This is a genomic window from Streptomyces sp. NPDC104106, assembly GCF_055584345.1.
In genome coordinates, this window is record NZ_JBVJMF010000012.1 from 185,827 (window position 1) to 198,506 (window position 12,680).

Sequence of the window (12,680 nt, forward strand, 5' to 3'; positions counted from 1 at the left end):
GGCCGGGGTGTCGTGGGGGGACCGCCTCACGGGCGGGTCCGTGAGGCGGGCCGGGCTCGGGTCAGGCCGAGCCGAGTTCGTTGTCGATGAAGGCGAAGACGTCGTCGGCGGAGGCCTCCTCCAGCCGCCCGGCGACGGCGGCCGCGTCCTGGCCGAGCGTCTTGTTCAGCTCGCCGAGCAGGGACTGCAGGCGGGTGGTGATCCGGCCCTGCTCGATGTCCTCGGCGGTGAGGCCGCCGAGCCGGGCCGCGACGCGTTCCAGTTCGGCGACGACGGAGTCGACGGAGGTGTCGGCGCCCGCGAGTTCCGTTCCCAGGTGCTTGGCGAGGGCGGCCGGGGTGGCGTAGTCGAAGATGAGCGTGGCCGGCAGCGGCACCCCGGCGGCGCCGCTGATCCGGTTGCGCAGGTCGACGGAGGTCAGCGAGTCGAAGCCGAGGTCGCGGAAGGCGGTGGTCGGTTCCACCGCGTCGGCACCGGCGTAGCCGAGGACGGCGGCGGCCTGCCCGCACACCAGTTCCTGCAGGGCACGCTCGCGTTCGCCGCCGGTGAGGCCGGCGAGCTTCTCGGCGAAGCCGTCGGCCGCGCCCGCCCCGGCGGCGCCGGCCGCAGCGCGCCGGACCTCGGGCAGCGCGGACAGCAGGGCGCTGGGGCGGCTGGAGGTGAACGCGGGCGCGAACACCGTCCAGTCGACGTCGGCGACGGTGACGGTGGTGTCGCCGCCGTCCAGGGCGCGTCGCAGGGCGATGAGGGCGCGCTCGGGGTCGAGGAGGGACATGCCCATCGCGCGGGCGGCGGAGCGGACCGTGCCGTGGGCGGCCATGCCGTCGCCGCCCCAGGGTCCCCAGGCCACCGAGGTGGCGGGCAGTCCGACGGCGCGCCGGTGCTCGGCGAGGGCGTCGAGGCAGGCGTTGGCGGCGGCGTAGTTGGCCTGTCCGGCGCCGCCGACGGTGGCGGTCAGGGACGAGAACAGCACGAACGCCGACAGGTCCCGGTCCGCGGTCAGTTCGTGCAGGTGGCGGGCGGAGTCGGCCTTGGCGGCCAGCACGCCGGCGAACCGCTCGGGGGTGAGCGCGTCCAGGACGCCGTCGTCGAGGACGCCGGCCAGGTGCATGACGGCGGTGAGCGGGTGCTCCTCGGGGACGGAGTCCAGCAGCGCGGCCAGCGCCTCGCGGTCGGCGACGTCACAGGCGGCGAGGGTCACCTGGGCACCCGTGCGGGTGAGTTCGGCGACGAGGTCGGCGGCCCCGGGCGCGTCCGTGCCGCGCCGGGAGGTCAGCAGCAGGTGGTCGGCGCCCTGCGCGGCGAGCCACCGGGCGACGGCCGTACCGACAGCGCCCGTCGCCCCGGTGACCAGGACCGTGCCGGACGGCTTCCAGGGAGCGCCGGCGCGGGCCGGGGCGTGCTCCAGACGGCGGCCGTAGGAGCCGGAGGCGCGGATGACGACCTGGTCCTCGCCGCCGGCGTCCCCGAGCAGCGCGGCCAGCCGGGCGACGGTCTGCGGGCCGATCTCGGCGGGCAGGTCGACCAGGCCGCCCCACCGGTCGGGGTGCTCCAGTGCGGCGACCCGGCCGAGGCCCCACACCTGGGCCTGGGCGAACCCGGTGACGGTGGCGGCCGCCCCGTGGGCGACGGCGTCGCGGGTGACGCACCACAGCGGGGCCGTGACCGCGGCGTCCCCAAGTGCCTGGACCAGGGCGGCCGTCGAGGCCGGCTCGGTGACCGGAGCCAGGAGGGACAGCACGCCGTCGACGCCGCCTCGGCCGGCGAGCAGCCCGGCCAGTTCGGTGCGGTCGGCCGCCTCCGGGACCCTGAGGGTGTCGAGGGTGAGGCCCCGGTCGGCGAGCCCGGTCAGGACCGCGAGCGTCCACGGGTCGTCGGCGGCGGGGACGACGGCCAGCCAGTTGCCGCCGGGCGCCGGGGTGGCGGCGGGGGCCAGCGGCTCCCAGGCGACCCGGTAACGCCAGCCGTCCGCGGCGGCGTTGGCCCGGCGCTGCTCGTGCCAGGCGGCCAGGGCCGGTACGACGGCGGCGACGGACGTCTCGTCGGCGACGCCGAGCGTGGCCGCGACGGCGGTCACGTCCTGGTCCCGGACCAGCTCCCAGAAGGGGTCGTTCGCGTCCCCGCCCGCGCGGGCCGCCGCCGAGCGCTCGGCCTGCAGGATGGGGGCGTCCTCCCAGTGCCGGTCGCGGCGGAAGGGGTAGGTGGGCAGGTCGACCTTGCGGCCCCCGGGGAACACGGCCCGCCAGTCGGGTCCGGTGCCGGTCAGGTGCAGCCGGCAGACGGCCTCGACGAGCGCGGTGTCCTCGTCCCGGTCGCGGCGCTGGGTGCCGATGACGTCGGGCACCACGTCCTGGGCCATGTTGGTGAGGACCGCGTCGGGGCCGACCTCCAGGAAGCGGGTGACGCCCTCGGCGGCGAGCGTGGTGACGCCGTCGTGGAAGCGGACGGCCTCGCGGACGTGCCGTACCCAGTAGTCGGGCGAGGCGAGTTCGCCGGCCAGGTGCCCGGTGACGTTGGAGACGACCGGCAGGGCGGGCTCGTGGAAGGTGAGCCCGGCCAGCACCTCGCGGAAGGCGTCGAGCATGGGGTCCATGCGGCGGGAGTGGAAGGCGTGCGACACCTTCAGCCGGGTGGTCTTCTCCACCCGTGCGGCGACCGCGAGCACGGCGTCCTCGTCGCCGGAGACCACCACCGAGCGCGGGCCGTTGACGGCCGCGATGTCGACGCCGTCGGTGAGCAGCGGGACGACGTCGGCCTCGGCGGCGAGCAGGGACACCATCGCGCCGCCGGCCGGCAGGTCCTGCATCAGCCGGCCGCGGGCGGCGACCAGGGTGACCGCGTCCTGCAGGTCCAGGACACCGGCCACGTGCGCGGCGACGACCTCGCCGATGGAGTGCCCGGCGAGCAGGTCGGGGCGGACACCCCAGTGCGCCAGCAGCCGGTACAGGGCGGTCTCGAAGGTGAACAGGGCGGCCTGGGTGTAGACGGTCTGGTGGAGCGGCGAGGCGGCCGGGTCGTCGGTCTCCTCGAACATCACCTCGCGCAGCGGCCGCTCCAGGTGGGCGTCGAAGGCGGCGCAGACCTCGTCGAAGGCGGCGGCGAACACCGGGAACGCGGCGTGCAGGGTGCGGCCCATGCCGGGCCGCTGGGAGCCCTGCCCGGAGAACAGCACGGCGAGCCGGCCGGGTTCGGGGGTGACGACGGCCGCCCGGCTGCCGTCGGCGACGGCGCGCAGAGAGGCCAGCAGCTCGCCTCGGTCCCGGCCGGTGACGGCGGCGCCGTGGGTGAACCGGGCGCGGGTGGTGGTGAGCGAGTACCCGACGTCGTACGGGTCGAGGTCGCCGGCGACGGCGAGCAGCCGCTCCGCCTGGCGCTGGACGGCGTCGGCGCCCTTGCCGGACAGCACCCACGGGACGACGGGCAGGGCGGCGCGCTCGGCGGCGGGTTCCGCGGTCCCGGCGCGGGGTGCCTCCTCCAGGATGGTGTGCGCGTTGGTGCCGGAGATGCCGAAGGAGGACACGCCGGCGCGGCGGGGGCGGCCGTCGGGGGTGTCCCAGGGCTGCGGTTCGGTGAGCAGCTGGACGTCGCCCGCGCTCCAGTCGACGGCGGTGCTGGGCTTCGCCACGTGCAGGGTGCGCGGCAGGGTGCCGTGGCGCATCGCCATGACCATCTTGATGACGGCGCCGACGCCGGCCGCGGCCTGCGGGTGGCCCATGTTGGACTTGATGGAGCCGAGCCGGATCGGCCGCCCTTCCGGCCGGTCCTGTCCGTAGGCGGCGATGACGGCCTGGGCCTCGATGGGGTCGCCGAGGGTGGTGCCGGTGCCGTGCGCCTCGACGGCGTCGATGTGGTGCGGGGCGAGCTGGGCGTCGGCGAGGGCCTGCCGGATGACGCGGATCTGTGCCGGGCCACTGGGGGCGGTCAGTCCGTTGGAGGCGCCGTCCTGGTTGACGGCGCTGCCCCGGACCACGGCGAGCACCTCGTGCCCGTTGCGGCGGGCGTCGGAGAGCCGCTCCACGAGCAGCATGCCGGCGCCCTCGGCCCAGGCGGCGCCCGCGGCGTCGTCGGAGAAGGAGTGGCAGCGGCCGTCGGGGGACAGCGCGCGGCGCTCGCTGAACTCGATGAACATCTCGGGGCTGGCCATGACGGCGGCGCCGCCGGCGAGCGCCAGGGAGCACTCGCCCTTGCGCAGCGACTGGATGGCCGAGTGCAGCGCCACGAGGGAGGAGGAGCAGGCGGTGTCCATGGTGACCGCGGGGCCCTCCAGGCCCAGGGTGTAGGCGATGCGGCCGGAGACGATGCTGCCGGAGATGGTGCCGCCGACGTAGTCGTGGTGCATCAGGCCGACGAAGACACCCGTCGAGGAGCCCTTGACCGTGGCCGGGTCGATGCCGGCGCGTTCGAAGGCCTCCCAGGTGACCTCCAGCAGCAGCCGCTGCTGCGGGTCGGTGCCGGGCGCGTCCTTGGGGCTGATGCCGAAGAAGGCGGGGTCGCACTCGGCGGCGTCGTGCAGGAAGCCGCCGTGGCGGACGTAGGACTTGCCGGGGGCGCCGGGCTCGGGGTCGTAGATCGCCTCGACGTCCCAGCCGCGGTCGGTGGGGAACTCGGTGACGACGTCGATGCCCTCGTCGACGACACGCCACAGGTCTTCCGGGGTGCGCACGCCGCCGGGGTAGCGGCAGCCCATGCCGATGATGGCGACGGGCTCGCGGTCCTGCTCCTCCAGCTCCCGTACGCGGCGGCGGCTGCGCTCCAGCTCGGTCGTGGCCCGCTTGAGGTACTCGCGGAGCTTGCCGGCCGTGGCCGAGTCTTCCATCACTGGGCTCCCAGTTCGTTGTCGATCCTGGCGAAGAGTTCTTCGTCGCTGGCTTCCCGGAAGTCCTCCGGTGCCGCGGGCACGCTGTGGCGTCCGTGCGTGTCCTGCCAGCCGCGCAGCAGCGCTTCGAGGCGGGTGGCGACGCGGGCGTGGCTGCCGCCCTCGTCGGGCAGGTCGTGCAGGGCGGCTTCGAGGCGGTCCAGCTCGGCGAGCGCGGACCGGGTCAGGTCGGCCGGTCCGGGCACGAGCGCGCCCTTGAGGTGGGCGGCGAGGGTCGTGGGGGTGGGCTGGTCGAAGACGAGCGTGGCGGGCAGGGTCAGTCCGGTGGCGCTCGCGAGGAGGTTGCGCAGTTCGACGGCGGCGAGCGAGTCGAAGCCCATCTCCTGGAAGGCGCGCCCCGGGTCGACCGACTCGGGCGAGGGGTGGCCGAGTACACCGGCGACGTGGGTGCGGACCAGCTCCAGCAGGGCGCGGTCGCGTTCGGCGTCGGGCAGCGGGGCCAGCCGGTCGCGCCAGGAGCCTGCGGGGGCGCCCGCGGCGGACTCGGCTCCGTGCCGCCGGGCGGGCCGGACCAGGCCGCGCAGCAGTGCCGGTACGCCGTCCGGCCGGGCGCGCAGTGCGGCGGCGTCCAGCCGTACGGGCACCAGCACGGCGTCCTCGGCGGTGAGCCCGGCGTCGAAGGCGCGCAGTCCTTGGGCAGGGGTCAGCGGTGGCAGTCCGAGCCGGCGCAGCCGCTCCAGGTCGGCGGCGTCGATGTCCGCGCTCATGCCGCCGGACCCGGACCACAGGCCGTAGGCGAGGGAGACGGCGGGCAGGCCGAGCGCGTGGCGGTGGGCGGCGAGGCCGTCGAGGAAGGTGTTGGCGGCGGCGTAGTTGGCCTGGCCGGCGCCGACCAGCAGACCGGCGGTGGAGGACAGCAGGACGAAGGCGCTCAGCTCCTTGTCGCGGGTCAGTTCGTGCAGGTTCCAGGCGGCGTCCGCCTTGGGCCGCAGCACCCGGTCGACCCGGTCGGCGTCGAGGGTGGCCAGCACGCCGTTGTCGACGACACCGGCGGCGTGCACCACGGCCCGTACGTCGTGTGCGTCCAGCAGTGCGGCCAGGTCCGCACGGTCGGCGGCGTCGCACCGGGCGAGGATCACCTCGGCGCCCAACCCGCCCAGCTCGTCGCGCAGTTCGACGGCGCCGGGGGCGTCGGCGCCGCGCCGCCCGGCCAGCAGCAGGCGCCGTACGCCGTGTTCGGTGACCAGGTGGCGGGCGAGCTGCGCGCCGAGGCCGCCGGTGCCGCCGGTGATCAGTACGGTGCCGTCCGGGTCCCAGGCGAGCGGGCCGCCGGGCTTGGCGCGGGTCAGCCGGGGCAGCCGTACCTCACCGTCGCGCACCGCGACCTCCGGCTCGTCGGAGGCGAGCGCGGTGGCGAGGGCGGCGTCCGGGGCGGCGCTGCCGTCGCTGTCGATCAGCAGGAACCGGCCGGGGTTCTCGGCCTGGGCCGCGCGGACGAGGCCGTACAGCGGGGCGTGTCCGAGGTCGCCGGTGCGCAGGAGCACGGCGAGGCGCCGGTCGGCGCACCGCGCGTCGTCCAGCCAGGTGCGCAGGGTGTCCAGGGCCGCGTTCACCCGGTCCCGTACGAGCGCGGGCGGGTCCGCCACGGTGTCGGGCGCGCCGGTCACGGTCAGGACCACCAGGTCGGGCACCGGTCCTGCGGCGAGGAGCGTGCTCAGATCGGGGTGCCGGGGAGCGTCGAGACCGGCGTCGCCGCCACCGCAGACGGCCGTCTCGGGTACGGTCACCGTCCCCGGACCGGGCGCGGGGACGAGGTCGATCCGGTACAGCGGGTCGTCGCCGTCCCCGGCGAGTTGCTCGGCGGAGACGGGGCGGGCCACCAGGCTGCGCACGGTGGCGACGGGCGCGCCGCCGGCGTCGGCGAGGGTGAGGGTGACGGCGTCGGGGCCGGACGGTGCCAGGCGCAGGCGCAGGGTGTCGGCGCCCGGCGCGTGCAGCGTGACACCGCCCCAGGCGAACGGCAGTACGGCCTGTCCGCCGGGCAGGTCCAGCAGGTTGACGTGCAAGGCGGCGTCGAGCAGGGCCGGGTGCAGGCCGTACGCCGCGGCCGTGGCGCGGGCGCTCTCCGGCAGGGCGGCCTCGCCGAAGAGTTCGTCACCGCGGCGCCACATGGCGCGCAGGCCCTGGAAGACCCCGCCGTAGCCGTAGCCGGTGCCGGCCAGCGCGGGGTAGAGGCCGTCGAGGTCGACCGGTTCGGCGCCCTCGGGCGGCCAGGCCGCCGGCTCGGCCGGGCGTGCCGCGTCGGCGGGCGTGGCGCCGAGTACACCGGCGGCGTTGCGCGTCCACGGGGCGTCCGGGCTGTCGGCGCGCCGGGACCAGATGGTCAGCTCCCGCCGCCCGTCCCGTTCGCCGCCGACGGCCACCTGGACGGCGACGGCGCCCTGCTCGGGCAGGGTCAGCGGGGCGTGCAGGGTGAGTTCGTCGACGGTGGCGCAGCCGGTGCGCTCTGCGGCCTGCAGCGCCATCTCGACGAAGCCGGTGCCGGGCAGCAGCACGGTGCCGTGCACCGCGTGGTCGGCGAGCCACGGCTGCGCGGCGCGGGAGAGCCGGCCGGTGAGCACCGCTCCCCCGGTGTCGGGCAGGTCGGTCGCGGCGCCGAGCAGCGGGTGCCCGGTGGTGCTCTGCCCCAGCCCGGTGGCGTCGCCGCCGGCCGTGCCCGCCTCCAGCCAGAGGCGCTCGCGCTGGAAGGCGTAGGTGGGCAGCGGGGCCGGCCGGGCTCCGTGCGGGGCGAAGAACGCGGCCCAGTCCACGGCGGTTCCGGCCGCGTGCAGCCGGGCGACGGCGGTGACCAGGTCGCGCTCCTCGTCGCCGTCGCGGCGCAGCCCGGCGACGGTCACGCTGTCCTCGGGCACGCAGTCCGCGGCGAGGGCGGTGAGGGCGGCGTCGGGGCCGACTTCGAGGAACACGCGGACGCCCAGCTCGTGCAGGGCGGTCATGGCGGGGGCGAAGCGGACGGGACGGCGGACGTGGTCGGCCCAGTAGCCGGGAGTGGTCAGCAGGCCGGGGCCGGCGAGGGCGCCGGTGAGCGTGGAGACGATGGGGATGCGGGGCTCCTCGAAGGCGCAGTCGGCGGCGACCTCGGCGAAGCCGGCCAGCATCGGCTCCATCAGCGGCGAGTGGAAGGCGTGCGACACCGTGAGCCGCTTGCTCTTCCCGAAGCGCGCGGCAAGGGCCTCGACGGCGTCCTCGGCGCCCGAGATCACCACGGACCGGGGCCCGTTGACGGCGGCGAGGCCGACCCGGTCGTCCAGGTGGGGGGCGACCTCGTCCTCGGTGGCGCGCAGCGCGGCCATGGCGCCGCCCGCGGGCAGCGCCGCCATCAGGGCGCCGCGCGCGACGACGAGGCGGACGGCGTCCGGCAGGGAGAGGACGCCGGCGACGTGGGCGGCGGCGATCTCACCGACGGAGTGCCCGGCCAGGTAGTCGGGGGTCACGCCCCAGGACTCCAGGAGGCGGTAGAGGGCCACTTCGGTGGCGAAGAGGGCGATCTGCGCGTAGTCGGTGCGGGTGAGCAGGCCGGCGTCGGTGTCGATGACGTCGGCGAGCGGCCGCTCGAGGCTCCGGTCGGCGAGGGCGCACACCGCGTCGAAGGCCTCCGCGTACACCGGGAAGGTCCGGCGCAGGGACCGGCCCATGCCGACCCGCTGCGCCCCCTGACCGGTGAAGAGGAAGGCGGTCCTGCCGCCGGCCGGCGTGAGCGGGGTGGCGGCGGCGAGCCGGTCGAGCAGTTCGCCGGTGGTACGGCCGACGGCGACGGAGCGGTGCGCGAAGTGGCCGCGGGTGGTGGCCAGTGCCAGGCCGGTGTCCGCGGGGCGTGTGCCGGGGTGCGCGCCGAGGTGCTCGCGCAGCCGCGCGATCTGGGCGGCGAGGGCGCGCGGGGTGCGCCCGGTCACCGTCCAGGGAACCCACCTCCCTTCTCGTGCCTGCGGGTCGTCCCTGTCCGCGTTCTCGTCGTCGGCCGGGGGCGCGTCGGCGGGCGCCTGTTCCAGCACGACGTGCGCGTTGGTGCCACTGATACCGAAGGAGGAGACGGCGGCGCGACGGGGCCGTCCGGCGTCAGGCCAGGGGCGGCGCTCCAGGGCCAGTTGGACGGCGCCCGCGCTCCAGTCGACCTGGTCGGTGGGGGCGTCGACGTGGAGGGTGGGCGGCACCTCGCCGTGCCGCATGGCCAGCACCATCTTGATGACACCGGCGACGCCCGCGGCGGCCTGGGTGTGCCCGAGGTTGGACTTGACCGAGCCCAGCAGCAGCGGCCGGTCGGCGGGGCGTTCCCTGCCGTACGTGGCGAGCAGGGCCTGTGCCTCGATGGGGTCGCCGAGGGAGGTGCCGGTGCCGTGCGCCTCGACCACGTCGACGTCGGCGGTGGTGAGTCCGGCGCCGGCCAGCGCCTGGCGGATGACCCGCTGCTGGGAGGGGCCGTTGGGGGCGGTCAACCGGCTGCTGGCGCCGTCGGAGTTGACCGCGCTGCCCCGGATGACGGCGAGCACCGGGTGGCCGTGGCGCTGGGCGTCGGCGAGCCGTTCCAGCAGCAGCATGCCGGCGCCCTCGCCCCAGCCGGTGCCGTCGGCCGCCGCCGCGAACGCCTTGCAGCGGCCGTCCGGGGCGAGGCCGCGCTGCCGGCTGAAGTCGACGAACGTCTCCGGTGTGGACATCACGGTGACGCCGCCGGCCAGGGCGAGCGAGCACTCGTCCGCCTGCAGGGCCCGCACCGCCCAGTGCAGGGCGACCAGCGAGGAGGAGCAGGCGGTGTCGACCGTGACCACCGGGCCTTCGAGCCCGAAGGTGTAGGCGACGCGTCCGGAGGCGATGCTGGCGGCGCTTCCGTTGGCGAGGTAGCCGTCGAGATCGTCGGGGACGGAGGTGAGCCGGGTCGCGTAGTCGTTGTACATCACCCCGGCGAACACACCGGTACGGCTGCCGCGCAGCGAGGCCGGGACGATGCCCGCCCGTTCGAAGGCCTCGTGGGAGGTCTCCAGCAGCAGCCGCTGCTGGGGGTCCATGGCGAGGGCCTCGCGGGGACTGATGCCGAAGAAGTCGTGGTCGAAGTCGGCGGCGTCGTGGAGGAATCCGCCGGTGCGGGCGTAGGTCTTGCCGGTGGCGTCCGGGTCGGGGTCGTACAGGGCGTCCACGTCCCAGCCGCGGTCGGCCGGGAACTCCGACACCGCGTCGGTCCCGGAGGCGACCAGGTCCCACAGCTCCTCGGGTGTGGTGACGCCGCCCGGGTAGCGGCACCCGATGCCGACGACGGCGACCGGGCCGTGTGCGCGTTGCTCGTTCTCGCGCAGCCGCCGCCGCGCCTCCCGCAGGTCCGCGGTCGTCCGCCTGAGATAGTCGAGCAGTTGCTCTTCGTTAGTCACCAGCGCGCCATCCGATCGAGATCGACGTGAGGGCTCGGCCGTGCGGACAGCCTCCGGACGGTCTGGGGTCCGCTTCCCCCTCCGCTGTCGGAGGCTAGGCAGGGGGCCCTGACGCAGGACACCCCTACGGGCCCCAGGGGCCCCTGCCGGGGGTAAGGGGGTCCGCACGGCAAGGCAGGCGCGCGGCCCCGGCCCACGGCGCGGCGACGCCGGTGCGCGGCCAGGGAACCGCGGCTCGGCGGGGAGCGTCCTGGGGGCGTGAGGACTACTCAGGTGTTCCTGCGCACCGCGCGGCCCGACGACGTCGGCGCCCTCACCGACCTGCACACGCGGGCCCGCGCGGCGTACTACAGGGCGGGTGGGGTGCCGGAGGCCGACCTCACGTCCGCCGAGGCGCGCGCGAGCCGCCGGCAGGCATGGGCACGGGCGGTCGGCTCCCCGGACCGGACCGTGCTGTGCGCGTGGCGCGGGGGCGAGCCCGCCGGAGTCCTGGCGATGGGCACCTGCTACGCACCCGACGTCGACGCGTCCGTCGGCCAGTTGCACCAGATCCATGTCCGGCCGGACCTGTGGGGACAGGGCATCGGCGGCCGGCTGCACGCGGCCTTCGTCCAGTTCCTCCACGGCGCCTCCCTGCGGGAAGGCGTCCTGGAGGCGTGGCAACGCAACGGCCGGGCCCTGGCCTTCTACACCCGGTACGGCTGGACCCCGGACGGGCACCGGCGGCCCGGACCGGGCGGCGCCGACTACGTCCGCATGCGCCTCGCTGTCGCGGACACCGGCGTGAGGGCTCCAGGGTGCGGTGTGCGCACCGAGCGCCCGTGACCGGAGCACCGCCGGGCGGTCTGCGCCACCGGCCGGCTGAGCCGGACCGGTGGCCAGGCCCTGCGCCGCCCGCCCCTTCCGGTACCCCGGCACGCGCCCGGCGCCCGGCCCCGCTGCGCGTCCGGCTCGCGGGCGGCGGCTGTCAGCCCTGGCGCGTGCGGCGGCCGCGGGCCGGCGTACTCGGCGTCGGTGACGTGCTCCAGCCAGGTGACGTCGTCGGTCTCCACAGGGCGATGCGGGTCAACGGACCGCCGTGGGCCCCGCGGGCGCCGTCTTGCGCGGGCACGGGCCGTTCACTCGGTGCGCAGCACCCGGGCGATGGTCTGCCGTGCCGCCGCGCGTGCCGGTATCACCGCGCCCACCGCGGCGATCGCCACGCCGGCCTGCCTCGGTGCCGGCCTCGGCTGATGGGCGAGGGGATCATCCCGGCCGACCGGAGACGGCCTTCGCCCAGCCCCGGGCGACCGTTCCCTTCGCGCTCTCCAGTTGCGCGTCTGTCGGGAACCGCGGCGTTCCCTCGACCGTCGGCAGCCGTGCAGCGGCCGCCCTGTCGAGGGTGCCGTCCTGCCCCATGGCGTCCATGAGTACCGGGCGGGCGTAGGCGCGCAGCCGGAGGTTCTGTCCCTCCGGGCTGAAGAGATACTCCTGCCACAGGCGCGCAGCGGCCGGGTGGGGGGCGTTCTTGTTGACCGCCAGCGCGTAGTACTGGGCGAAGCTGCCGTCGAAGGGGATCGCGACCTGCCAGTTCACTCCCTTGTCGCGTAGCTGGTCGGCGTAGTCGAGATTGATGTAGTCCCAGTTGATGCTGATCGGGGTCCGGCCGCTCGCGACCGTCGCCGAGTCGGACTCGAGAGGGTTGAGGTTGCCGCGCTTGTCGAGTTCGGCGAAGAAGTCGAGACCGGGCTGGATGTCGTCGAACGACCCGTTGTTCGCCAGCGCGGCCGCATAGACACTTGCGAAGGCGGTGGCCGACCGACGCGGGTCGCCTTCGAGCGCGACCTTGTAACCGGGCTTCAGGAGATCCGCGAAGGTCCCCGGGCAGGGCCTGACCCGCTTTGCGTCGCAGCCGATGGAGATGTAGCCCCCGTAGTTGTTGGACCAGCGGGCCTGCGAATCCTTCTGATTGTCGGGGATCGAGTCGTAAGCGGCGACCTTGTACGGTGCCAGGAGATTCTGCGCCGCCGCTTTCCGTGCGAACGTGTCCCCCACATCGATCACGTCGGGCGCTGTCGGCCGATGCCCCCTCTTCCTGAGGGCGTCGACCTCGTCCTCGCTGTGGCCCAGCGGATTCTCGACGGTGACCTTGATCCCGTACTTCTTCTGGAAGCCGTTGATCAGGCCGCCGTAGTTGGCCCAGTCACGCGGCAGCGCGATCGCTCTGAGGGTGCCCTCGCGTTTCGCCGCGGCGATCAGTGCGCGCATGCCGCCCATGCTCTCGGCGGACATGGCCGCCGACGGCTTCGCGGTGCCGGCGGGCGGTGCGTTCTCGCAAGCGCTCAGGCCTACTGCCGCGAGAGCGAAGCAGCCGAGGACCACCGTTGCTCGGGCACACGATGTGGTCACGGCTGCTCCCGTACGCGCCTCCGGGCTTCCTCGGCTCCGTGGCGCCGACGAAGAGGTCA

General features: G+C 75.5%; 4 protein-coding genes. 1 reads left to right on the forward strand and 3 read right to left on the reverse strand.

The genetic code is table 11. The annotated features are described in order from the left end of the window. Positions 1–61 precede the first annotated feature (61 nt). Both ACZ60X_RS26970 and ACZ60X_RS26975 read right to left on the reverse strand, forming a co-directional pair. Positions 62–4,816 (reverse strand): type I polyketide synthase, encoded by a 4,755-nt coding sequence (locus tag ACZ60X_RS26970; protein ID WP_469603436.1) that lies wholly within the window; start codon positions 4,814–4,816, stop codon positions 62–64. Next, positions 4,816–10,233 carry a type I polyketide synthase gene (locus tag ACZ60X_RS26975; RefSeq protein WP_469603440.1) on the reverse strand — a complete coding sequence of 1,806 codons (5,418 nt, stop codon included), beginning with the start codon at positions 10,231–10,233 and terminating at the stop codon, positions 4,816–4,818. Before ACZ60X_RS26975 ends, ACZ60X_RS26970 begins: the two co-directional genes overlap by 1 nt. 258 nt (positions 10,234–10,491) lie before the next feature. On the opposite strand from ACZ60X_RS26975, the gene ACZ60X_RS26980 reads away from it, so the two are divergent. Continuing rightward, the gene (locus ACZ60X_RS26980) at positions 10,492–11,058 is read left to right on the forward strand and encodes a GNAT family N-acetyltransferase (protein WP_469603442.1); all 567 of its coding nucleotides are present in this window, start codon (positions 10,492–10,494) and stop codon (positions 11,056–11,058) included. Positions 11,059–11,478: 420 nt separating this feature from the next. Here ACZ60X_RS26980 and ACZ60X_RS26985 read toward each other — a convergent pair whose 3' ends face one another. Continuing rightward, positions 11,479–12,621: an ABC transporter substrate-binding protein gene (locus ACZ60X_RS26985; protein ID WP_469603445.1), complete on the reverse strand. Its 1,143-nt coding sequence runs from the start codon at positions 12,619–12,621 to the stop codon at positions 11,479–11,481. Positions 12,622–12,680: the final 59 nt, after the last annotated feature.

Bases quoted from the DNA above. Each gene is read 5' to 3' on its own strand.
- ACZ60X_RS26970 (WP_469603436.1), bottom strand. From the start codon at position 4,816: ATGGAAGACTCGGCCACGGCCGGCAAGCTCCGCGAGTACCTCAAGCGG.